The 22,459-nt window shown below is 59.2% G+C and carries 27 protein-coding genes and 1 tRNA gene; 7 read left to right on the top strand and 21 right to left on the bottom strand.

The annotated features are described in order from the left end of the window. Positions 1 to 221: 221 nt before the first annotated feature. A complete protein-coding gene (locus ABK249_RS20975; RefSeq protein ID WP_348863868.1) occupies positions 222 to 614 on the bottom strand; it encodes an ATP-binding protein in 393 nt (130 codons plus the stop codon). 586 nt (positions 615 to 1,200) lie between these two features. On the opposite strand from ABK249_RS20975, the gene ABK249_RS20970 reads away from it, so the two are divergent. Both ABK249_RS20970 and ABK249_RS20965 read left to right on the top strand, forming a co-directional pair. After that, the gene (locus tag ABK249_RS20970; protein WP_348863957.1) at positions 1,201 to 2,037 is read left to right on the top strand and encodes an alpha/beta fold hydrolase; all 837 of its coding nucleotides are present in this window, start codon (positions 1,201 to 1,203) and stop codon (positions 2,035 to 2,037) included. 463 nt (positions 2,038 to 2,500) lie between these two features. Continuing rightward, entirely contained in the window at positions 2,501 to 3,202 is a 702-nt protein-coding gene (locus tag ABK249_RS20965) for a helix-turn-helix transcriptional regulator (RefSeq protein ID WP_348863866.1), read from the top strand. Positions 3,203 to 3,309: 107 nt separating this feature from the next. On the opposite strand, the gene ABK249_RS20960 is transcribed toward ABK249_RS20965, so the two are convergent. Together ABK249_RS20960 and ABK249_RS20955 are read right to left on the bottom strand one after the other, a co-directional pair. Then, positions 3,310 to 3,729 (bottom strand): hypothetical protein, encoded by a 420-nt coding sequence (locus ABK249_RS20960; protein WP_348863865.1) that lies wholly within the window; start codon positions 3,727 to 3,729, stop codon positions 3,310 to 3,312. Between the two features lie 12 nt (positions 3,730 to 3,741). Then, the gene (locus ABK249_RS20955; RefSeq protein WP_348863864.1) at positions 3,742 to 4,491 is read right to left on the bottom strand and encodes an SDR family NAD(P)-dependent oxidoreductase; all 750 of its coding nucleotides are present in this window, start codon (positions 4,489 to 4,491) and stop codon (positions 3,742 to 3,744) included. Positions 4,492 to 4,587: 96 nt separating this feature from the next. Between ABK249_RS20955 and ABK249_RS20950 the strand changes: the two genes are divergently transcribed. Next, positions 4,588 to 5,484 (top strand): LysR family transcriptional regulator, encoded by an 897-nt coding sequence (locus ABK249_RS20950; protein ID WP_348863863.1) that lies wholly within the window; start codon positions 4,588 to 4,590, stop codon positions 5,482 to 5,484. Positions 5,485 to 5,505: 21 nt separating this feature from the next. Here the strand turns inward: ABK249_RS20950 and ABK249_RS20945 are convergent, their stop codons facing one another. The 17 genes from ABK249_RS20945 to ABK249_RS20860 all read right to left on the bottom strand — a co-directional run bounded on the left by ABK249_RS20945 (position 5,506) and on the right by ABK249_RS20860 (position 18,778). Continuing rightward, entirely contained in the window at positions 5,506 to 6,153 is a 648-nt protein-coding gene (locus ABK249_RS20945; RefSeq protein WP_348863862.1) for an HD domain-containing protein, read from the bottom strand. A gap of 88 nt (positions 6,154 to 6,241) precedes the next feature. After that, entirely contained in the window at positions 6,242 to 7,159 is a 918-nt protein-coding gene (locus ABK249_RS20940; protein WP_415926464.1) for an MBL fold metallo-hydrolase, read from the bottom strand. A 439-nt stretch (positions 7,160 to 7,598) separates the two neighbouring features. Next, the gene (locus ABK249_RS20930) at positions 7,599 to 7,958 is read right to left on the bottom strand and encodes a response regulator (RefSeq protein ID WP_348863859.1); all 360 of its coding nucleotides are present in this window, start codon (positions 7,956 to 7,958) and stop codon (positions 7,599 to 7,601) included. Positions 7,959 to 7,994: 36 nt separating this feature from the next. After that, positions 7,995 to 9,395, bottom strand: a complete 1,401-nt coding sequence (locus tag ABK249_RS20925; protein ID WP_463139872.1) for a PAS domain-containing sensor histidine kinase — start codon at positions 9,393 to 9,395, stop codon at positions 7,995 to 7,997. A gap of 540 nt (positions 9,396 to 9,935) precedes the next feature. Continuing rightward, positions 9,936 to 10,532, bottom strand: coding sequence for a glutathione binding-like protein (locus ABK249_RS20920; RefSeq protein ID WP_348863857.1), 597 nt, complete (start codon positions 10,530 to 10,532; stop codon positions 9,936 to 9,938). 45 nt (positions 10,533 to 10,577) lie between these two features. After that, the gene (locus ABK249_RS20915; protein ID WP_348863856.1) at positions 10,578 to 12,068 is read right to left on the bottom strand and encodes a mechanosensitive ion channel family protein; all 1,491 of its coding nucleotides are present in this window, start codon (positions 12,066 to 12,068) and stop codon (positions 10,578 to 10,580) included. A gap of 16 nt (positions 12,069 to 12,084) precedes the next feature. Next, complete coding sequence (locus tag ABK249_RS20910) at positions 12,085 to 12,516, bottom strand: CBS domain-containing protein (protein ID WP_348863854.1); 432 nt, start codon at positions 12,514 to 12,516, stop codon at positions 12,085 to 12,087. Between the two features lie 191 nt (positions 12,517 to 12,707). After that, the gene (locus tag ABK249_RS20905) at positions 12,708 to 13,118 is read right to left on the bottom strand and encodes a cupin domain-containing protein (RefSeq protein ID WP_176952214.1); all 411 of its coding nucleotides are present in this window, start codon (positions 13,116 to 13,118) and stop codon (positions 12,708 to 12,710) included. 73 nt (positions 13,119 to 13,191) lie between these two features. Next, positions 13,192 to 13,947, bottom strand: coding sequence for an SDR family oxidoreductase (locus tag ABK249_RS20900; protein WP_348863852.1), 756 nt, complete (start codon positions 13,945 to 13,947; stop codon positions 13,192 to 13,194). A 62-nt stretch (positions 13,948 to 14,009) separates the two neighbouring features. After that, the gene (locus ABK249_RS20895) at positions 14,010 to 14,795 is read right to left on the bottom strand and encodes an alpha/beta fold hydrolase (RefSeq protein ID WP_415926463.1); all 786 of its coding nucleotides are present in this window, start codon (positions 14,793 to 14,795) and stop codon (positions 14,010 to 14,012) included. Positions 14,796 to 15,118: 323 nt separating this feature from the next. Further along, complete coding sequence (locus ABK249_RS20890; protein WP_348863850.1) at positions 15,119 to 15,769, bottom strand: response regulator transcription factor; 651 nt, start codon at positions 15,767 to 15,769, stop codon at positions 15,119 to 15,121. 166 nt (positions 15,770 to 15,935) lie between these two features. Then, the gene (locus ABK249_RS20885; RefSeq protein WP_348863955.1) at positions 15,936 to 16,466 is read right to left on the bottom strand and encodes an RrF2 family transcriptional regulator; all 531 of its coding nucleotides are present in this window, start codon (positions 16,464 to 16,466) and stop codon (positions 15,936 to 15,938) included. 106 nt (positions 16,467 to 16,572) lie between these two features. Then, on the bottom strand, positions 16,573 to 16,995 hold the full coding sequence (locus ABK249_RS20880) for an ATP-binding protein (RefSeq protein WP_348863848.1): 423 nt from the start codon (positions 16,993 to 16,995) through the stop codon (positions 16,573 to 16,575). 43 nt (positions 16,996 to 17,038) lie between these two features. After that, positions 17,039 to 17,746 carry a recombinase family protein gene (locus ABK249_RS20875; protein ID WP_348863846.1) on the bottom strand — a complete coding sequence of 236 codons (708 nt, stop codon included), beginning with the start codon at positions 17,744 to 17,746 and terminating at the stop codon, positions 17,039 to 17,041. Between the two features lie 30 nt (positions 17,747 to 17,776). Then, on the bottom strand, positions 17,777 to 18,088 hold the full coding sequence (locus ABK249_RS20870; RefSeq protein WP_348863844.1) for a recombinase family protein: 312 nt from the start codon (positions 18,086 to 18,088) through the stop codon (positions 17,777 to 17,779). Between the two features lie 119 nt (positions 18,089 to 18,207). Then, on the bottom strand, positions 18,208 to 18,417 hold the full coding sequence (locus tag ABK249_RS20865; protein ID WP_348863842.1) for a hypothetical protein: 210 nt from the start codon (positions 18,415 to 18,417) through the stop codon (positions 18,208 to 18,210). A 4-nt stretch (positions 18,418 to 18,421) separates the two neighbouring features. After that, the gene (locus ABK249_RS20860; RefSeq protein WP_348863840.1) at positions 18,422 to 18,778 is read right to left on the bottom strand and encodes a hypothetical protein; all 357 of its coding nucleotides are present in this window, start codon (positions 18,776 to 18,778) and stop codon (positions 18,422 to 18,424) included. A gap of 134 nt (positions 18,779 to 18,912) precedes the next feature. Here ABK249_RS20860 and ABK249_RS20855 point away from each other — a divergent pair, with 134 nt between their 5' ends. The 4 genes from ABK249_RS20855 to ABK249_RS20840 all read left to right on the top strand — a co-directional run bounded on the left by ABK249_RS20855 (position 18,913) and on the right by ABK249_RS20840 (position 22,299). Further along, the gene (locus tag ABK249_RS20855; protein WP_348863838.1) at positions 18,913 to 19,359 is read left to right on the top strand and encodes a hypothetical protein; all 447 of its coding nucleotides are present in this window, start codon (positions 18,913 to 18,915) and stop codon (positions 19,357 to 19,359) included. Positions 19,360 to 19,494: 135 nt separating this feature from the next. Beyond that, the gene (istA, locus tag ABK249_RS20850; RefSeq protein ID WP_227704227.1) at positions 19,495 to 21,048 is read left to right on the top strand and encodes an IS21 family transposase; all 1,554 of its coding nucleotides are present in this window, start codon (positions 19,495 to 19,497) and stop codon (positions 21,046 to 21,048) included. An 18-nt stretch (positions 21,049 to 21,066) separates the two neighbouring features. Further along, positions 21,067 to 21,843 carry an IS21-like element helper ATPase IstB gene (gene istB, locus ABK249_RS20845; RefSeq protein ID WP_227704226.1) on the top strand — a complete coding sequence of 259 codons (777 nt, stop codon included), beginning with the start codon at positions 21,067 to 21,069 and terminating at the stop codon, positions 21,841 to 21,843. Between the two features lie 168 nt (positions 21,844 to 22,011). Next, positions 22,012 to 22,299, top strand: coding sequence for a hypothetical protein (locus ABK249_RS20840; protein ID WP_348863836.1), 288 nt, complete (start codon positions 22,012 to 22,014; stop codon positions 22,297 to 22,299). 33 nt (positions 22,300 to 22,332) lie between these two features. Here the strand turns inward: ABK249_RS20840 and ABK249_RS20835 are convergent. Beyond that, a tRNA-Met gene (locus tag ABK249_RS20835) sits at positions 22,333 to 22,409 on the bottom strand. Between the last annotated feature and the right edge of the window lie 50 nt (positions 22,410 to 22,459).

Below are 22,459 nucleotides of genomic sequence, written 5' to 3'. Positions count from 1 at the left end.
ATTACCTCGTAGGGCGTCACATCCCTAATGGCTTCTCGCGCGTCGACCTCCTCGCCGTCGTAAATGATGCGAAATGAGGGTCTTCGTAGAGTTGAAGGGCGAAAACGTCACGCACCTGCTCTGCAAAGCCGTCCTCGGCCCAAATCTCAAAATCGCGGACGACATTCTCAATTTCTACGGTGCAGCCGGTGTTTGCTTCTGGCACGCTGTCGGAAATCGCTTCAGGTCCGATTTGTCGCCACTGATTGAAAACTTTTCCCGGCATGGCGCGAAACCCACGTCACGCGATCCCCGAGCGCAAACGCTTTGAAGCGGCCTTGACCCTTTTCCCCGTGGATCGAACGGCCACTTTTGGTTTTCACGGTGCGCTTTTTCCAGGAGCCGCCCAGCGACTGAAAACACGTCTCCACCTCGTCGGCAGGAATGCCCGTACCGTCATCGACAATTCGGATTACGCCAAGTCTCGTGAGTTGACCTTCTTCGAGTTCGACTTTTATTTCGCGCGCATCGGCATCATAAGCGTTCCAGATTAGCTCGGAAATGGTTGAAATGGGCTTTGCGGTAGTAATCCGCTGAATGTGGTCGTTTTCGACTTTGACTTCAATTTGCTGCACGGATGGGGCCTCAGTGAGCGTTCAATTCTTGAAGTAGTCCCATGTGCGGCAAACATTTTCAACTGGAAAGGGTGCCGTATCTATAGAGGTTCGCGAGCCGTCCTGCCTCGTTGCACATGATACAGAGGTCCGCTTTCAAGGTTTCACCGCGGTCACCATGTTCCAACTCTTGGTGGCAATGCCCGGATATCCGAAGAAGTTGAGACGCAAGGCAGTTTGCGGAGGTGGAGCCGGGAAACCGTACCGTTCGGATGGGCCACCGGAAGAAATGTGGAACTTTCTAGAATCCTCCCGGGAAAAAGAACAGCAATCCTGCGACAGGCCGCGCAATTGCGAGAGGCCATCGAATTTCGCTCTCCGATAAGACCTCCACGTGGATGCTTCAAACACGGAGAAAGCCATGACCAGAAATTCCTTCCCAGACACCCCGAATGCCAAAGAACATCTTTTTGCACAGCCGGTGCCATACCGGCGCGATGTCCTGATTGCCGGTCTTTCGGCCACGATTTTTGCCGCAGCGCCTGAAGGTGCCGCAGCAAAAGCCACCCCCGCCAAAAGCAGTCAGTCCAACAAGGAAAACCACGACATGAACCACGTAACGACCGCCGACGGCGTCGATATTTTCTACAAGGACTGGGGTCCGAAGTCAGCCAAGCCGCTTGTCTTTCATCATGGTTGGCCACTTACCGCCGACGATTGGGATGCCCAGATGCTCTTTTTCCTCGGCAAGGGATATCGCGTCATCGCGCATGATCGCCGCGGCCATGGACGTTCGAGCCAGGTCAGCGATGGCCACGACATGGATCACTATGCCGCCGATTTCGCTGCGGTCGCCAAGCACCTCAATCTCCGCAACGCCGTCCATATCGGGCACTCTACCGGCGGCGGCGAGGCCGTGCACTACGTTGCCAGGCATGGCCAACCAGACGGACGCGTCGTAAAGCTGGTGCTGATTGGCGCCGTGCCGCCAATCATGGTCAAGACCAAGGAAAATCCCGGCGGTCTGCCGATTGAAGCTTTCGACAACCTGCGCTCGCAACTCGCTGCAAACCGCGGGCAGTTTTACCACGATCTCGCAAGCGGTCCCTTTTATGGGTTCAATCGAGAAGGCACAAAGGCGATGGAAACGATCGTCCAGAACTGGTGGCGCCAGTCGATGATGGGCGCTGCCAATGCGCAATATCTCGGCATCAAGGCATTTTCCGAGACCAATTTCACTGAAGATCTGAAGATGATTGCGGTACCGACACTTGTTCTGCATGGCGATGACGACCAGATCGTGCCAATTGCCGATTCCGCACCGCTTTCGGCCAAGCTCCTGAAGAATTCCACACTCAAGATTTATCCCGGCCTGCCGCACGGCATGTGCACGACGCATGCCGACATCATTAACGCCGACCTGCTCGCATTCATCGAGCGCTAGTCGGCCGGGAAGCGGCGTCATCCGCCGCCGGCGCCGCTTCCCAATCCCTTGAAGAACAACCTTCCATCTTTGATAGGACGTACTATCCGCATGCATAGGGCGCGCCGTCAATCAGCCCGTGCCGTACTTCCTTTGGTGCTGATATCCGAGTCCCTGGAACAGGTCAGGATGGTCCAGCGGACGATATCGCCGACCAAGCCCTAGATATTATCCTCCTTCCACGTTCACGAGCCGCTGGAAGGAACCGGGTATGGCTCCCTTTGAGATCAAACCAAGCATCCCATCCAGGGCCAATGGCATTAGACCGGTCAGCGAAATGCAGCGGGTGCTGCGGACTGTTCCCGTTGAATCCTTCTGCTTCGAAGACCCTTTCGACACCCGACTCGCCCGTTGGAAGCATCAGCCGTTCCACGAGACCGTGCAGCCTATGTCGGATCATGTGATCATGACCTATCTCGGAGCGATGCAGCGCCTGGAGCGCCGGTCTGGACAGGAATATTCGACGGGAATGGGTCGGCGCGGCAGTATTACGTTCATACCTGCAAATTCCAGTTCACGCTGGGATATTTATGGACCGATGGATATCCTACAACTCTATCTCTCACCGGAATTGCTCGATCGCGTCGGCCGGGAATCCCCTGGCCCGGCAAGGCCATTAATCGAAAGCACAGCGCAGCCCGACAATATTTTGGCAGGCCTTCTTGAGTTGACGCTTCAGACCTTCGGCGAACCGGCATATCTTGAAGGCCTATATCGCCAGCAATTGGCGAGCCTAATCGCTATCCATATCGTGAAGACCCATAGCGGCGTGGCTGAAACGACCGAGAAGGCCTCGGGCGGTCTCTCGCCTACCATTCTCCGCATGACACTGGAGCGGCTCTCCTCAGAAAATCAGGAGGACTTTTCGCTGGCTGCGCTGGCAGATGCCGCCAACCTCTCGCGCTTCCACTTCTGCCGCTCGTTCAAGAAAAGCACCGGCCTTACCCCGCATGAATGGCTACGCCAGAGACGGATGGATCAGGCCATGGCGATGCTTCGCGATCCGGGTCTACAGGTAACCGATATTGCCGGGATATTGGGCTATGCGACCCTTACCGCTTTTTGCGTCGCCTTCAAGCGCCATACCGGATCGACACCCGGCGAGTGGCGCCGGACGGCTCCCTGAGGAAGATGAGACGCGATCTATATCGTAGGAAAAAGTTGCGGCAGCCAGCCCCTCAAGAGCCGGCTGCATCTTTTGCTGATTTTTTGTGGCGCGTAACGCCTTGGCCTTCAATGCTCTCGCGGCGGCAGGAAGCCTTTGATGGTGGCGAGATCCGGCCAGGGCAAAACGGTTTCGCCCGAAACCCGCCAATTGCCGTTTACCCGCCGCAGCCGCAATTCGTAGAAGGCCGGCGATGCGCGATCGCTCATGCGGCGATAGAGAACAGCGGTCGCTTCATCATCCTGTTCCTCGATATGCAATATTCGCTTTTCGGTCGAAAGCGGCCTCTCACCGGCATCGCGCCGGGCGCGGAACTCCGCAAACATTTCCGCTTTGGAGAACCTGGCAATCTTGCCGTCCCCGGTCAGCACGAGGAAGCCAAGATCTTCCGTGTAAAGCTCCTCCATTTCCGCCATCCGATAGTTGCTGCCGGTTTCCGCCAGACGATCGATAAAGGCGACAATCTCGGGATTGTATTGCTCAGTCATGTTCCTGCTCCTTCAGGCCAACGTCATGCCGCCATCGACATGCAATTCGATACCGTTCACGAAGCTCCCTGCGTCAGATGCGAGAAACAGGGCGGCGCGGGCCAATTCGTCCGGCTGCCCCATCCGTCCTGCCGGGATGAGGGATGCCATATAGTTTTCGAATTCCGGGCGATCTGCCTCCGAAACGCCGAGCTTCCCGAGGATGGCTGTCACGACCGGGCCGGGGCTCAGAATGTTTACCCGGATCTTCCGCGGCTTGAACTCGATCGCCCAGTTCTTGGCGAATGCGGCAACCGCCGCTTTAGATCCGGCATAGACGATGTGGTCCGGGAGAACCTTGGTGGCGGCGAGCGAACTGGTGACTATGATATTGCCACCATCGCGGATCAACGGAGCGAGGGTCTGCACACCGAAGAAGACACCGCGGGTATTTGTGGCGAAATGGCGGTCATAGTCCCCCGGCGTAACATTGCCGGAAGCGGTGAGGTTGATGACGCCGGCATTGGCCATGTAGATGTCGAGGCAGCCAAACTTGGTTTTCACCATGTCCGCCAGTTCTTTATGATGGTTGAGTTCCGCCACGTCGCCGACGACGCCGATCGCGCCATGGCCGATCTCGGTGGCCGCCTGATCGACAATGTCCTGACGCCGGCCGGTGATGATCACCTGAGCGCCCTCTTTAGCGAAGAGGCATGCGGTCGCCTTGCCGATGCCGCTATTGCCGCCGGTTATCACGGCGATCTTGTCCTTGAGATGCTGCATTTGTTTTCTCCGTTTCTTTCAACGGTGGAGATAGACCCTCGCGGTACACGCGATTAGATCAATGTCAGGCACATGATCTGTGCCACGGAGAGGCCAATGCCCAACATGCTTGGAGAAACGTCGGGACTGATGGCTTTCGTGCGGACCGTGGAAGCCGGATCTTTTACGGCAGCGGCGCGCGATCTCGGTACGACGCCGTCGGCAGTTTCGAAAAGCGTTGCGAGGCTGGAGAAGAAGATCGGAACTCGGCTTTTCCTTCGCTCCACCCGTACCCTCACACTGACGCAGGACGGAAAGGTATTCTTCGAACGGCTTGCCCCGCTCTTGCGTGAACTCGACGCGAGCGACGACGCCATCCGGCAACAGGCCCCGCCACACGGCAGATTGAGGATCAGCATGCCGGGCGAACTTGCGCCGCTGCTCCTGCCGCGACTGTTCGGCATTTTTGCGAAAGCCTATCCGGACCTGCAGCTCGATATCGGATTGACCGACCGCTTCGTCAATCTGGTTCGTGAGGATTACGATGTCGCCTTGCGTGCCGGTTCCCCTCTGCCGGAAGATCTCATTGTCCGCCGGCTGGCAGATCTGCCGATGGTGATGGTGGCGTCGCCAGATTTCGTTGCGGCATGGGGTGACCCGGAGTCCGCGGAAGCGTTGGCGAGACTGCCTTTCGCACGTTACGCGATGGGCGGTGCTGTACAGCCCGTCCGCCTTGTCGGCGGCGCAACCTTCATGCCTAACGGGAGGATCGATTGCGACACGGGAACGGCTCTGATCCACGCCGCGCTTAACGGGCTCGGTGCCGCCTACCTATTGCGATGCCTTGTCAAGGAAGAGCTGCGAGCCGGCAGGCTTGTCGAACTTGCCCCGGAAATTACACTCCCGAAGCTGCCGCTCAGTGCCCTGCATGCCTTCGGACGGACCGTTCCGGCGCGAGTGAGGTTGTTTTGCGACTTCATGGCCGGCGAGGCAAAGGCTCTCGCTCAACTTTGAGCCTACTTGCCAGTTCGTCCTCTACTCGTCAAAAGGAGCGGCCTCCACAAGATCAACAGACGACGTAGCCCTGTAACCGGGCACCAGGCGCTCTCCGAAATCCCGAACGAAATTGTCGTAGGTGGTTTCCGGCTGCGTCTTGGCGATGTGGCAGAAGCACTTGGTCATCTTGCGCTTCATACCAAGCCGCGGAAATTCGGCAACAATCGTCCGCACCTCGGACGAAGGGATGACGCTGTATTTCAGGCCGACGACATCGAAGCAGATGCCGATGGTGCAAAGCGCGACTTCGGCCTCCTTGTAGAGGCCGATCGACGGCGTGGAATTAAGTGCCACGCTGTCCCAGATCAATTGGGCTCGATGGCTGTCGAGCCCGGCTTCGGTTGCGAAATTCCGTGCGAGTTCGGCAGCCTCCACCTCGAAGCGGCGAGGTCCAGAAAATCTGTCATTAAGGGTGATGTCATGCAGCAGAGTGCCGACCGCGACGACTTCGGCATCGTGCAGGATGTTCTGCAGTTCGGCGATCCGCGCGGCGAACAGCCAGGAGCGCATGACGTGATTGAAAAGATAGGGTTCGCACGTCTTTCGGGCATAATCGATCGCCTTGTCGACCAGCGGTGTTTTAGGAACTGAAATGCCGGCAAGCATGCGTGTCTCTGTCGCAGTCATGTCGTGACCCTTTGATCATTGGATAGATTTGGCGACCCCGGCTGACCGGGATCGCAGTACTCCTGGCTGGAACCTCAGCTATTCATAGTCAGTAGTCCCAGAAAACCGGTACCCAGCGGAAGGCGTCGCCATCCACGGCAACATGTCCGACCGAAGGGAACGGCATATGGGTGGCCACCAGCAGCTCGCCGGTCGCCGCCAATTCCTTCAAAAGCCGGACTCGAACGCGGGCCGCCTCTTCGGGGTCATGTTCGAAGCCGTTGAACCAGTTGGGGTGTTCGAAACCGACGGCAAATACGGCATCGCCTGCAAACATAAGCCTGTCGTTGCCGGATGCCACTCGGACCACGCTGTGGCCGGGAGTATGACCGCCGGTGCGGGAGACGACGACACCCGGAGCGACCTCGAATTCCTCATCGAACAGTCGCAGTTGGTTGTGATACTGCTTGCTGAACCGCTTGGCCGCCGCCCGAAGCGCGTCCGGGAAACCGGGAGGCATGTTGACATGTGTGAAATCGGGATCTTCCCAGAACTTCACTTCGGCAGCAGCAACGTGAATCCGCAGATCCGGACGCAGTTGTTCCCTGACGCCATCGACGAGCAGTCCGCCGACATGGTCCATGTGCATGTGGGTCAGCACGACGTCGGTCACGGATCCGAGATCGATACCGGCGCTCTCGAGCCGCTTTACCAACTGCCCTGCCCGCGGCAGGTTCAATTCCGGGTCTAGTCCAAGCCCGGCGTCAATGAGGATGGTCTGCGCGCCGCTGCGTACCACGACAGCGTTCAGCGCCCAGTCGAACGCGTCCGACGGCAGGAACATGTGATCCAGCCAAGCCGCGCGTTCTGTAGCGTCGACATTGTGTCCCAACATCTTGGTCGGAAGGGGCAGAACCCCGTCGCTGATCACTAGTACTTCGATCTCGCCGATCCGAACCGCGTAGCGCGATGGGACGAGTTCTTCGCGCGTCGATCCGTTGGCGTTCAAGGTATTCTCCAAGCTCATGTCGGCCTCCTGCATACCGTTTGTGTAGAGATTTCTGTCTGCCTGCGTCAGGATGCTCTCCTGCCTCGCGGGCTTGGAACGTGCGGTGCACGGACCATGCGGCGGAGTGTAGGTTGAAGCGTTTTGACGGTCGATCAGGCCAAGGAGGAGGGAGAGCTACACCTGAGGACAGGGTGGATTGTACCGCCGGTTTACGACGATGGGGATTTGGCGATGAGCACGCTGGTGTTTGATCCCAGAGTTTGATGGTGCGATCTTTTCCCGCGAATGGAAGGGAGCACTATGGGACAGGTTTTACACGGCAGTGCCACGACTACGCACACAGTCCGAGCTGCAATACAGTGATCGCAGGCTTCGGCTGCGGAACCAAGGGAGCTATGGGATCAATCCGAAGATGGCTCTGAAGTGGCACGAACGGGTAAGACCGAAGGCATCAGGCTTACTTGTCGTCCAAAGCCTCGCGGAGGGCCGCAAGCAGGGCATGACCATCGAAAGGTTTGCGCAGAAAGCCGCCCTTGCCACGGGAATGTCTCTGATCGGTAATCTCGTGCCGGCCGGTGATCAGAAACACCGGTAGTTCCGGAAATTTCCGCCAGACCCTGTCACGAAGCTCGAATCCGTTTGCTCCCTGCATGCCGATATCGGTGATCAAGATGTCGACGCCCTTGAGCCCGTGAGCAAGCAATGCCTCTGCCGAGACGAAGCAGATGGTTGCGTACCCTGCCGATTCCAGCAGCTCATCCAGAGAAGCAAGCACCCTCGCATCATCGTCGACGATTGCCACAAGAGGCTTGCTCATGCCATGCTCCTCGTCATTCGTCCTGCCACGCATGGATCATGCGGCTTCCGTCATTTCAAGCGGCAATGTGAAGACGAACCTGGCACCGCGTGGTTCATTTTTTTCCGCCCACAATTGCCCTCCATGCGACTCGACGATCGAGCGCGAGATCGCCAATCCCATGCCCATCCCCTGATCTTTAGTGGTGAAGAAGGGTTCGAATATCTTGTCAGGAAACTGTATGCCCCGGCCCCGGTCAGCGACCTCGATCCTGACCATACCATCCGCGCGATAGGCGCGAATTCGAAGGATCTTCTCGTTCGGGACGGACGCCATAGCATCCAAGCCGTTGCGCATGAGGTTGACCAGTACCTGCTGTATCTGCACGCGGTCGAAGGGCACGAGCCTCAGCCCGCTCTCGCCCTCGATGTCCATTCGGATGCGCTGGCGCGATGCCTGTTCTGCGAGCAGATCGCGTGCTTCCCTGACGACGGCGCCAAGCTCGGTACTGTCCCGCTTGTCCGTCGATTGTTTGAACAGCGCACGGATGCGGCTAACGACATCGGCGGCCGAAGTTGCGCTTTGAACGATTCGCTCCAGTGTCTTTTGAGCTCGTTCGATGTTCGGCGGCACCGCCGTCAGCCAACGCTGACAGGCGCTCGAATAATTCATCACCGCCGAAAGCGGCTGGTTCACCTCATGCGCGATCGAGGCTGACAGTTCGGCGAGGCTTGCCGCCTGGTTCGCCCGGGAGAGATTTTCCTGGACGCGGCTCAATTCTTCCTGTGCATGGACCTGATCCTGGATGTCCAGGCAGATGCCGTTCCACTGCACGATCGTGCCTTCGGCATTGCACATAGCCGAGGCTCTGGTCTCGACCCAGCGGTACACGCCATCGAAGCGCCGCAAGCGATGTCTCAGCGCATAGGGCTGACCAGTGGAGAGCGAATGGCTGTAGTGCTCCTTCACGGTCGCCAGATCATCGGGGTGGATCACGGCATCGAGCGTACCGTCCAGCCGGGATTTTCCCAGATTGTCGGTGTCCTCGAGGTTGAAGCCGAGGTATTGGCGAAGCCGCTTGCTTCGATATATCGGCTTGCCGTCCGGCAAGGCGCAATAGATGAGCGCGGGCAGCGTCTCGACAAGCTGCTGAAGGCGCCGTTCGCTCTCCCGTGGCGATTCTTGGGCTTGTCCCACGTTCGGGGGATCGTCCGGGTGTATTGCCGCAAAGGAATGAGGTGCTGCGCCTGTGACGTTCTGGACAGACGGGTCGCCTGAATTCTCTGCCGGCCTCTCGCCGGGCCGCGACCGACTGTCTTCATCGATCACCGTGCCATACCAGCCAACGACTGTTTCCGTTGCATCGCGTATCGGCTGCCCCGTACTGCGTGCCCAGCCATAGCTGCCGGTCGCCCGCAACATTCGGTGCTCGACGCTGTAATGCTCGCCGGTCTGCAGGCAACGGTGCCAGGCGGCCGCAGCAGCATCGTAATCTTCCGGATGGATGACTTGCCGCCATCATAGATGCCCGCGTCGGTTGGCGAATTCAGTTCGTCGAGCGTAATGCCGAAGAATGCAAGCGCCTCCGGCGTCACATAGATGAACCTGCCAGCGGCATCCGTCGCCCATGCATTGCCCGTGATCCGCTCGACGATCTTCGCAGATTGGACGACATCGATATCGGGCGGTTTTGTCCGCCCATCATGATCTGACTTTGACGTTCCGGCGGAACTCGACATTCCTCACCCGATCCCATTGCATTCGAGATCACCGTGGTGCTCCAGAGATGGAGCACAACACAGCCCTTCCACTTGGCAGCCTATATGGGAGTTGGCTGTGATAACACCTGTTCCGAAGGATAGGGCGAGGATTCGCAACGCAAATTCAGCGCTCGAACGCGCTTAGGCTCTCAGGACGACCCGAAATTAGGCGACGCCACCTCGCAAACCCGCCATCGCCTCTCTGAAAGCCTTTCTGGACATGGAAAGTGGCGGGTTCTCAGGCGGCGGCCAGTCCTTCGCTCCTCAACGCGGCATGGACAGAGGGCCGCGCCAGGAGGCGCCCTTGGATTGCCAGTAGCGGCACCGGAATTTCGACGCCGAACATCGTGGCCCATCTCATCATCACGAACAGGTAGAAGTCCGCGACGCCGGGATGATCGCCGAACAGATAATCGTTATGCAGGTGGTCGGCGAGGTATTGAAGGCGACGGGTGATATTGGCTGCTATCTTGGCGGATTGCTCGGTGCCCGCACCGAGGAAAAGCTGCTCGAAGCCCTTGTGCACTTCAGTGGAAAGATAGGCCAGCGCTTCGAGCAGCCGAATCTGGCCGAACTCCCCTAGAACTCCCAGCCGAGGAATTTCCTTGGCGATATAGGCAAGCACAGCCACGTTCTCGGTGATTACCTCGCTGCTATCCAGCATTAATGCCGGCACGTAGCCTTTGGCCGTGATCGTGCGGAAGTCTTCACCCGACGCGGTGACCTTGGTTTTCAGATCGACCCGCTCCACCTCAAATTGCCCTTCCCCTTCGATCAGGCATATGTGACTGGCAAGGCTGCAGACTCCGGGTGCGTAGTAGAGTTTCAGGGCCATAATTTCTCTTCCTTCTGATATTCAGATTGATTGGATGGGCGTGGTTCAGGTCGTGAACATCGTCCTGATCGCTTTGAGGAACGCGGGAGCGCTGCGCTCGTGCCTGGCCGCCGCCAGTGCCAGCTCGCCGGGGTCGCCTGCACGGACCGACAACATGTCCGCTATTTCCTCGGCTATGGCGGGGCGCCCGGCAAGAAGCTGTGCAAGATTTTCCTGGTCGATTTCGTAGACAGTGACGCGCGTCAGCGCGTGCAACGTGTAGGCTTCACCCATGCCCGCAAACAGGCCCGTCTCACCGAAGAAATCCCCGGTCGAAAGGCGTTTCCTTTCGTGATCGTCGTGCAACATCGAAACGACGCCGGTTCGAATGATGCTCATCGAAGGCAGCGTCTGCCCTTGAGAGACGATAACCTCGCTCTTCTGGTATTCGCGCTCCGTGCTCGATTGGGCGAGCTTTTCCTTCTCGATTTGTGTCAGCCGGGAAAAGATCGGATTCTCTCCAATGAACTCCGACAACGTTGCCCGGGGGATGCCGGTGGGCTCGTCTCCCGGCATCGCGTTCATCATGACTATCGCCGAGGGCGGCATTGCGAACTGCAGGCCGGATGACCTGCAATGGCGATAGAACCGGTCGATCACCTCGTTCTGCGCTTTCGTCCGCAACGAAGGATTGATAACCCGGAAAAACAGATGGATTTCCAGTGCAGTAGCGTCGAGACTGGTCATCGTGACGATCGGTGGCGGTTCCCTCATGATCGCATTGCAGCCTGCCAGCACGGTCAGCATGGCCTCCTCTATGATCGAGGGCGCATGTGTCGGTACGATCCGCACGGTCATCTTGAGCAGATGCGTCTCATCCGGCCTGCTGACATTGGTCAGCTTCAGCTTGGCGAGAACGCTATTGGGCAGAACGACGATGTTGTTTGCGTTTGTCAGGATTTGCGTCGAACGCCAGGTGCTCGCGATTACCCGGCCCTCGGTACCATCCTCAAGAAGAATCCAATCCCCAAGCGTATAGGTGCGCCCGAGGTTGAGGGCCACGCCGGAAAACACATCGCCCAGGGTATTTTGAAGAGCGAGCCCGAGCGCGATTGCGATGACACCGGAGGTCGCGATCAGCGTCCCGACCGGGACCGCGAACACGAACGCAAGAGCCGAGAGCGTGACGCAAATGTAGACGACGCCGACGACGATATCCTGCAACAGGCGAGCCTCGCGCGGCCTGCCCTCCAAAACAAGGTAGATGCGGACGAAGCCGATGACGGCCCACGACAGATGAAGCCACCACAAGACCTCGGCGAGGATCACGAGAACCGCATGCGCGCTATCAACCCGCAGACCCGACGATTGACCGAGCGGAATATCCCCGAGAATGAGAACGGACGTCATGGCGGTAAAGAAGATAATCTGCACGACAAGCCGCAGATTGGAGCGCATGGAGCCTATCAGCTTCCATACGATCATTCCGGCAAGGCCGAGAACGATCAGCCAGTTCAGCGGTGCGGCGGCAATGTCAGCCAGATATGTCTGGAGCATGAGAGCGTCTTGGCTGTCAGTAGCCGATGCCGGCGATGTAATTTGCCAGCATGTGTTCCTGTAGCTGCTCCTGTTCGAAGAGCACTTTCAGCGCATCGCGGATATCGAGAACGCCGAGTGGCTTCACATCGGAACCAAGCACCGGCATGTTCTGGAGACGGTTCTCCACCATGACCTGCCACGCTGCCTGCAGATCATCTACCGGACTGCAGGAGACGATGTTTCGGCTCATCAGCGCCTCGACTGTTGCCGGCTGCTCGCTATCCGTCAGATGGCGGACGAGGTCGGATTTGCTCAGTACACCGGCGGCTTTGCCGTTTCGGGCAGTTACGATAGCAAGCCCGATACCGGGATTGGACAGCGTAACAGCCGCCGCCTGCAGGGTTGCGGCAACATCGATCACCATCAGGCGGGCCGACGTCATGGGATAGAGCTTCTCGATGCGCATGAAATCCTCCTGGCGGCGCTCAAAGGCCAAGCCGGGCATGTCGAAATGAGTTGAATTAAACCGTGATGGCGCCAGAGGCTGGCACCATCACGTCGCTGTCGTCAGACGGTCGGCGCCTGCTCCAGGCCGAGCCTCAGTTTGGCGAAGCCCGGCACAGTCTTGTAGGCGGCGTCGAAAGCCAGAAATCGATCCTACTTCTCGTAGTTCGTCAGGTTGGTTTCGTTCGTATCGACCACGAACACTGCGAGCAGCCGGGCACGCTCCGTCTTGCTTGCGTTCTCGCTGACGGCGTGGTGGTCGCCCGGAAACTCGGAAAAGCTCTCGCCGGCACGATAGGTGGTCACCGGCCCGCCATTGACCTGGCTGCGGATCGCCCCTTCAAGAACCGTCGCATAGATGAACGCGGAATCCGGATGCGTGTGAGCGGGCGAGGTGCCGCCGGGCGCATATTCGACGAGCACGCCCTTCATGCTCTTGCCCGGTACGTTCGGCAGCGGCTGGTCGTAAACCAGGGTCACCTTTTCATCGTTATCATCATGGGCCGCGACCGCGACCACGGAAGCAGCCACAAATGCTGCCACGCAGAGAAGTGTCTTGATCATATTCCATCTCCTTCTTGAGCAAGGGCCGCCGGCCGGACAACCGGCGAACCCGCGGAATTTCGGGAAAAGCCGCTTACCTCCGGGCGGCCGGCGATTTCAGCCAGTCGTCGAAGCGGATTCCGCCGAGGCGAGCATCGGTATCGGGAACCAACGTGTGCTGATCGATCTCGACCTCGAAGTAGCGGGCATAGGGATCGGCGATGATCGTGCGCGGATCGTTGTTGGCCTTCAGGTAACGGGCGACGAATTCATTCATCGGCCCACGTTCCGGACCGGCGATCTCGATCATGCCGTTCAGTGGCTCCGACACCGCCACATCGGCCATGGCATCGGCAACGTTGTCGGCGGCGATCGGCTGGAATGCGCCCGTAGGTACGCGGACATTCGTTCCTTCGGTGGCCGATTGCGCGATCGCCCCCACGAACTCGAAAAACTGCGTCGCATGGACGATCGTGTAATGAATGCCGGAATTGCGGATGTGTTCTTCCTGACGCAGCTTGGCACGGAAATAGCCCATGGACTGCATACGATCGGTGCCGACCACCGATAGCGCCACGTGATGGCGAACGCCCGCCATCTTTTCCGCCGCAAAAAGGTTGCGTCCGGCTGCCTCGAAGAAGTCCATGGCGGCCTTTTCCTCGAAGGACGGCGAATTGGCGAGGTCGATCACCACCTCAGCGCCAGCAAGCGCTTTGTTAAGCCCCTCACCGGTAACGGTATTGACGCCGGAATTTGGCGAAGCCGGCAGCACATCATGCCCTTTCTTGCGAAGCCGTTCGACGGTCTTCGAACCGATTAGGCCGGTGCCTCCAATGACGACGATTTTCATGTCCAATCTCCCGTTCAAGTTGATATCTGAGGGTAATCACACGCCAGCATTCAGCGCCTCGCTCAGTTCGCCGACGCGGCTTCCTCGATCAACGAGGCGACTTCCCTGGGATGGGAAACCATCAGGGCGTGCGAAGCGCCCTCGATGACTACAGTCTTCACCGCATGCGAGCGCTTCGCCATGAAGTTCATGACCGCCGGCGGGATGTTGCGATCTGCGGAACCATAGATCGCGTAGGAAGGCAGCGTCTTCCACGAGGCCGCACCCGAGGGTTCGGCCAGTGCGGCCTGCGCGACCGGCCGTTGCGTGGCCGCCATCAGCCGTGCTTCCTCTTCAGAAACGTCGGCGGCAAACTGATCGTGGAAACGCTCGGGCCGGATATAGAGATCCTGTCCGCCCCCCGGCAGCGCGGTCGTGACGAGTGCTTCGCCTAGCGTGCTGCCCGGGAATTTTCCCGTAAGACTCAGGCTGGACTCGCCGGTCTCCGGCGTAAAGGCCGCGACATAAACCAGTGCCTTTACGTTAGAATTTCCATTCGCCGCCTCGGTGATGACCGGTCCGCCGTAGGAATGCCCAACCAGCACGATCGGTCCGGGAATCGAGCGGATGACGGCGGCGACGGCCGCTGCATCGTCGGCAACGCTGCGGAGCGGGTTAGCCGCAGCAAGCGCGGTATAACCATCCTTCGACAATTCGCCGATAACACCATTCCAGCTCGCCGATTCCGCAAATGCGCCATGCACGAGTACGATTGTCGGCCTTGTCTGTTGATCTGCGGCCTGACCGATCGCCCCGCAGGACATGCCGGTCGCAACAGCGAGCATCGCTGTTTTGATGATATTACGCATCCGGTCTCTCCTCTGCGTCGTCTTGACCGGGAGGAGAATGCTTCAGGCCGGGGCGGCGGCCAATCGAACATAGGCATCGGCCGTCTAGTACCAGAGTACAGGTAATGCAGATCGGATGATTAGGCGCTCTCGCCTGGACCGACTCACTGCCAATGCCCTGAGGGCCGAGGCTCTTCTTCTTTCATGGGCAATGGGCGAAATGGGGTGTAGGCCGAGAACATAGTCCGCAAGCGGATCGACCTTGAGCCGTCCCCTCGGGTCGGTTCAAAGCCGGATACTAACCAAGAATGCGAAGAATGAGGCTGTGCCGGTTGCGCCGAGACTCAGACCTGAGGCTTTTCGCGGAGACTGGAAGGCAGCGAATCCCAGGCGCGAATAAGTTCACCAATCGAAATGGTCCGCATCTTGCGCATGACATTGCTGCGGTGGAGCTTGACGGTGATCTCGCTGATACCGAGCTCGAAGGCAATCTGCTTGTTGAGCCGCCCGCGCGCAACCTCGCGAAGCACCTGCCGTTCGCGTGGCGTCAGGGTCGCAAACCGCGTTGCGTGCTGGTGGATGTTTTCAGCCTGCGCCCGCTGCTCCACATCCCGCTGGATACCGGCTACCACGGCGTCCAGCAATGTCTGATCCCGTACAGGCTTCGTCAGGAAGTCCACGGCTCCGGCCTTCATGGCTTGAACCGTCATCGGTATATCGCCGTATCCTGTCAGGAAGACGATAGGTTTCGTAACCCCGCGGGCCGAAAGTTGATGCTGCAGATCGAGCCCGCTTGCTCCCGGCATGCGGACATCGAGAACGAGGCAACCCGGTCGATCGGGTAGGCCAGCGCTAAGTAGGTCCCGCGGCGACGGAAAGCAGACGACGTCGAGGCCGACAGATTCCATAAGCTCTTGGAGGGAATTGCGAACGCCCTCGTCATCATCGACGACGAGAACCAGCGGACCATCTGCAACGGCGGCTGAGGTGGTCATCAGCTCACCTCCCGAAACCGCGGGCTGTTAACGCCACGATGCCGGTCCCGCTCGCGTTACCGACGAAGATGAATGCAAACTTCATCATCCTACATCCCCATCTGACAAAGCGACCGCATGTTCAGCCCCGCTTCGCAGCAAATTGATGTCCCGACGCGCCAACGGTTCAGGACAGTTCCGCATCATCCGCTCCCGAACCACGGCTCCGGCTTCTAGTCCTGTCCGCGAGCCATTTGCTGACATCCTCGGAAAATTCCGGAGGCGCCTTGCGATCGAAGACGCCGGCGATATCGGCCAGCGTCTGACTCTCCAACGAATCTCGCATCGCCTTCTCTGCACGCAGCATCACGGCATGGATCGCACAGACGCCCTTCGTTGCCCATGACGGCGGTCGTTCACGGAACACAGCACAGCGACCGCGAATCTCCTGGCAATCGAACAAAGGTTTCCTGCCTTCGATCGCATCCACGACCGCCAAAACGGTAATGTCCTCCGGTCGCCTTGCGAGCAGATAACCACCTTTAATTCCCTCGGACGCGGACACGATCCCCGCCTTCTCCAGCTTCGGAAATATCTTCGCCAAGAAGCTCGGGGAAATCCCCTGAAAATCGGCCAGATCGCGACTGCTCAACGGTGCGCCGGGCGAACCCGCTAGCCACAGGAGACAATGTAACCCGTATTCCACACCTGCCGTCATATGCGCCATAACACGGACTATAATTGTCCGCGTTATAAATGACAAGCGCCAATTTGAAGCGTGTGAGGCAGCGCGCTTCTCAGCGGTATGACCGCCATCGAGGGTCCTAAATCGGAAGGCACAAAATCACTCGCGTGCCCGTACCGAGTCTGCTTTTGACCGTGACATGCCCGCCGATATCCTCCACGAATCGTTTCACGACCGGCAGACCAAAGCCGCCGAGACCTGTTGCTCTCGTCGTGAAAAACGGCTCAAAGGCACGCTGCAGCGTGTCCTGGCTCATGCCGACGCCTTCGTCCATGACCTCTATCTCGACGGCCACGGTGTGTCCGCTCTTCGTGATAGGTCGGGCGGCAAGGGAGATCGTCCCACCGCCCGGCATCGCATCACGTGCATTGGTGAGCAGGTTCATGATTGCTCCCTGCAGATTGATTCGGCTGCAGGTCAGCGCCGGCAAGTCCGGCTCAATTTGCAGGTCGAGCCGAATTTCCGGCTGCGAGATATTTTCAACCAGCGCCCTAAGCTCCATTAGGCAGACAGCTACTCGGACAGTTTCCAAAGGCGTCCCGCCCTCACGCACCAGACGCAAAGTCTGCTCGACAAGGGTTCCGGCACGGCCAAGGGACATTCTGGCGCAGGCGACGATCGGCGGCAGGCTCGGATCGCCCTCCACTTGAGGGTTGCGCGACAGAATGTTCAGCGCCGATGCCGCAACCTGGATAAGGTTGCCCAGATCGTGGACCGCGCTGGGCAACACGTCTTGCAGATTGTCGGCCCTCGCCGCTTTGGCAGCGGAAAGGGGACGGGACCTCCGTCACGACCCATTTGCTTTTGTCGTTGAGGCGCGAGGTGCGGCGTTCGGTCTCGGGGTTCTTGCGGTAGTTCTGCTTGTTCCAGACGATTCGGCCGACATAGAGCTCGTTGTGGAGAATGCCGGTCTGGCGCTTGCCATCTCCGCGGATCGTGTCGTCGCGCCAGCACTTGTGCTGCGGCGCGGGAACGCCACGGGCGTTGAGGCTCTGGGCGATCGCCGCCGGACTGACCCCATTGGCATACTGCTCGAAAATCCAGCGTACGATCTCGGCTTCGGCCGGCTCGATCTCACGCAAACCCCTGATCCGGTCGCCGTTGGCGTCGCGCTGCTGGCCAAGCCGATAACCGTAGCAGAGGCGGGTCGTTGCCTTGCCCTTGCGCGCCGCCGTCTTCATACCTTCCCGGGTACGGTAGCGAATTTGTTCCACCAGTTCGTGGCTGAGTGTCGAGCGCAGATGCAGTTCCATGTTGCTCACGGGCTGACCGGCCTGGACTGTTCAGATTGTGGTGTCATGGTAGGCGAGATCCTTGAGGATCTTGGAGCTGTGCTCGACGTCGCGGAAGAGCCGGTCGACGGTTACGCACAGGACCACATCGATCCGCTCACGCTTTACATGCGCGAGAAGCTGCTGGATGCCGGGTCGGGAGGTAAACGAGGTTCCGCCGATTGCGGAGTCAGAATAGATCTCGACCAGCTTCCAGCCCCTGTCGGCGACAAACGTCTTGCCGAGTTCGATCTGTCTTTCGATCGGCACCTCGTTCTGGCGATCGGTCACGCTACGCGCATAGAACAGTACTCGCTTGGTCATCCTGGTCTCTTCATTCGAGATGAAATTTGGGGAACATGGTAGCGGCGGCGCGGGGCTTGAGAGCCCCCGCCTGGCTGCCAGGCCATCATGGCCCGGCGGTCGGAGTGCCGGTCAGCGCGTCAGGAAATCCGTCGCCAGCCAATGGGCGGTGGTTTCCATCTGGGCGATATACTCGGGCAGGAGGTTGTCCAGCGTGCCAGCGGTGGTCTTGCCGGTGTGTAGATGATGTCGCAGACGCGCAGGGCAATACGGATGCGCATCGCCGCAACGGCGAATGCGATAATGATGGCCGGTGTGCCGTGCAGACCCGGATGGCGAGCCTTGAGCATGAGGTCACGCTTGACCTGCGCCCAGAACCGGCTTCTGTTTGGGGGCCTTACGCGACAGAGCCACCGTCTCCGCATCGATGGTCATATAGACCGGCTCAGCAAGGACATGGCAGCCATCGATCATGGCTGCCGGTGCCTTATCGAACACGCCGGAAAGGTGATCGAGGAGGTCCACCACCTCCACGGAGAAACCCTCGGGGTCGGACGAGAAGCCAAAGGCTTCCGACAGTGACAGCAACGGGCGCTGGAAGAAGGACAAACCGTCAGGTGCCGAAGTGATCCAGCCGGGGATCCTGCCGACACCCGCCGAACTCGGCAGCAGGTCACCGGTGACCGTCGAGACCCTTTCCGGATACGACAAGGCGAAGGATTGGGCGCTCGATCTCAAAGCGGACCTGGACGATTACCGCGGCAGCATCCTCACCTGGTCGGAGATGAGCACCAAGCTGTTGCTGTCCGGCCCCGCCCAGGAGATGCGGCAGATCCTACGCTATCATGGCCAAGGGACGCTACGGCTGCTCCAACCAGAAGACCATTCTGCGCAAGAACCTGGAGGATCAGGTTCTGTCCTGCCTCCCCGCCGCGTTCTTCGGCGTGGGCGTATTCGACGACGTCGCCGGACAGGCGCGCCGCAACCTCGCAGCGTCCGTCAAGAATGAACCCGACGAGCGCCAGCGCATTTCGGAGGAATTGAAGGCGGTAGAGCAGGAACAGCGCCAGATCATCCGGCAGATCAGCGATCGTGCGGCCGAGGGCCGCCCTCGTCTGGCAGCACTCGATGATATGCTCGACGGGCTCGAAGAGCCTCGTGCCGGCCTCGGGGCGCGGCTGAGGCAAGCACCGACCGAGGAGGATTTCGGGGAGAAGATCAGGAAGCTGAATGCGGGTTTCGGTAATTCGCGGACAGGGATTCCATTAAATCCCGGACAGCGATTTCACTAAATCCGGGACAGCATTTCCGCTAATTCGCGGACAGCGATTCCGGTAAATCCCGGACAGTCTTTCGGGATAAAGAGATCGACTTTCGCACGCGCCGTTTTGCCATTCTGGACCTCGATTTGAACGAGGGGCTGATGAATGGCGAGACGGAAGCAGGCGAGACTTACTGACGTGAAGGACATTCGATCGATATTGCGACTGACGTACGAACAGGGGCTTTCGGTTCGTGCGATATCGGAACGGCTGAAGATCAGCAAAACGACCATTTCGACCTACCTGCTGCGGGCGCGTGAGGCCGGGCTGACAGGCTGGCCGTTGCCGCCTGGGCTGGACGATGATGGCATTCTGCAGCGCCGCCTGTTCCATCGTCGCGGCCGTCCGCCCCAGGACATGCACGAACCCGACTGGGGCAAGATCGCCAGTGAATTGAAGCGGAAGGGCGTGACACTGACGCTGTTGTGGCAGGAATATCGCGAACGGCACCCCAACGGTTACGGATACACGTGGTTCTGCGAGCGGTTCGCCGCTTTCGAACAGCGCGCCAACGCCACCTTCCGCAATCGCCACACAGCCGGCGCGGCGATGCAGACCGACTACGCCGGCCAAACCGTCCCGGTGATCGATCCGGTGACGGGCGAAATCCGGCTGGCGCAGATCTTCGTCGCGGTTCTGCCAGCCTCCTTGTACACCTTCGCCTATGCAAGCTTCACTCAACGGTTGCCGGACTGGATCGAGGGTCAGCAGCGGGCGCTGGGTTTCTTCGGTGGTGTGACGAAAGCCATCGTCTGCGACAACCTCAAGGCCGGCGTTGCCAAGCCCTTGTGGTTCGAGCCGACCATCAACGCCACTTTTGCGGCATTCGCCGAGCATTACGACACGACGATCCTGCCGACCCGTCCGAAACGGCCGAAGGACAAGGCTAAGGTCGAAGGCAGCGTTCTCATCGTCGAGCGCTGGATCCTGGCGCGGCTGAGAAACGACCGTTTCTTCAGCCTTGTCGATCTCAACGTGCGGATCAGCCAGCTTCTCGACGATCTCAATAGCCGGCCGATGCGCCGGGTTGGCAAATCCCGGCGGCAGCTCTTCGAGGAGATCGAGCAAGACGCGCTTGCGCCCTTGCCGGCAACGCCATTCGAATACTCCGAATGGAAGTCGGCAAAGGTTCATCCCGACTACCATGTCGAGGTCGACAAGGCCTTCTATTCCGTGCCGCACCGCCTGATCGGCCGCAAGGTCAATGTCCGGCTTACAAGCCGGATCGTCGAGATCTTCCATGATCACCAACGCGTCGCCAGCCACCGCCGGACGTCGCAGCGGGGCGGTCATGTCACCGTCAACGAGCACATGCCGAAGACACATCAGCATTATGCCAACACGACACCTGCGAGCCTCATCAAGCAAGCTGCAAAGATTGGCCGCAACGCTGCAATCCTGATCGAGCGGCTGATGCGCGATAGACCTCATCCTCAGCAAGGATACCGCGCCGCTCAAGGCGTTCTATCGCTTGCGCGCCGGTACGGCCCCGAGCGTCTGGAAGCGGCGTGCGATCGGGCACTGACGATCAATGCGCTCAGCTATTCCTCCGTCAGCACCATCCTCAAATCCGGTCTCGATCAGACCCCGCCTGGTGTTGAGCCGGTCAAGCCCACCCCGGTGCATGGCAACATCCGCGGCAGCTCCTATTACCAGTGAAGAAAGGAAGATACTCACATGCTCACACATCCAACCCTCGACCAGATGCATGCGCTCGGCCTATCCGGCATGGCGGCAGCATATCGCGACCTTGCCAATCAAACTGAGGGCATCGATCTCAACCGTGATGAATGGCTCGGCCTGATGCTCGATCGGGAGATGGCCGTGCGCGGCGACAAGCGCCTGACCAACCGGCTTGCAATCGCCAAACTGCGTTTCCCCGACGCTTGCATCGAGAATATCGACTTCGCCGCCCATCGCGGCCTCGACCGCCGACAGCTCCTCTCGCTTGCCCAAGGCGAATGGCTCAAAGCCCATGAGCACTTGATCCTGACCGGACAAACGGGAACGGGCAAAACCTGGCTCGCCTGCGCCATCGGACGGCAGGCGGCCCGCCTCGATTATTCCGTTCTCTATGTCCGCATGCCCCGTCTCTTCGAGGATTTGGCGCTGGCGCGCCTCGACGGGCGGTTTCCCCGATTGGTCGACAAGCTCGCGCGTGTTCAATTGCTCATCCTTGATGACTGGGGAACCCACGCGCTCAGCGATCAGCAGCGGCTCGATCTCCTGGAAATCTTCGAAGAGCGCTACCGCCGGAAATCCACTCTGATCACTGCCCAGCTTCCCGTCGCGCAGTGGCACGAGATGATCGGCGAACCAACGATCGCTGACGCCATCCTCGATCGTATCGTCCATAACGCCCATCGAATTGCGCTCGAGGGAGACAGCATGAGGAAGCAAAAACCAAGACCGCTCTTGACCGAAGCGCAAAACGCCGAAATCAATAACCAATGACATCAACCAGGCGAACGAAAGTCGATCCCGCCAGACTGTCCGCGATTTAGTGAAACGACTGTCCGGGATTTACCGGAATCGATGTCCCGTTAATCCGAAATCCGCAAGCTGAAGGCGGAAGTGAGCCCGCAGGCCGTCGAGCTGATCATCAACTCCGCCTTCTATTAAATGCGCGAGCACGCCGATACAGAGACGAAGCAGCCCTTCATCAACATCGTGCACCAGTTCGTCCAGAAGGTCGTCATCGGCAACACCCCGGGTTACCAGCCCGCATCCTTAGAAGTCCACGGCCGGATCGCCTCGACCCTTGCCGCCATGGAAGCCGCGACGATCATGAAGAAGCAGTCCGATGCCTTGAAGCGGTACGATTATCTGGAAAAGCTTCTCGCCAGCGAGCTTGATACGGCGCAGAAACAAAAAAGCTCCTCGACGCTTACGCGGAGGAGCTTTCTGTGAAGCGACTTGAATGGGCAAATATTCAAATTTCAGTGGTTGCGGGGGCAGGATTTGAACCTGCGGCCTTCAGGTTATGAGCCTGACGAGCTACCGGGCTGCTCCACCCCGCGCCAAGCGTAAATCCCTTTGGGATTTATCGCGGTGATGTAAGCGCGAAGCG

This window comes from Neorhizobium phenanthreniclasticum, assembly GCF_040066075.1.
GTDB lineage: Bacteria > Pseudomonadota > Alphaproteobacteria > Rhizobiales > Rhizobiaceae > Neorhizobium > Neorhizobium petrolearium.
The sequence above is the reverse complement of the archived record's forward strand: the minus strand, read 5'-3'. Positions and strand labels throughout refer to the sequence as shown.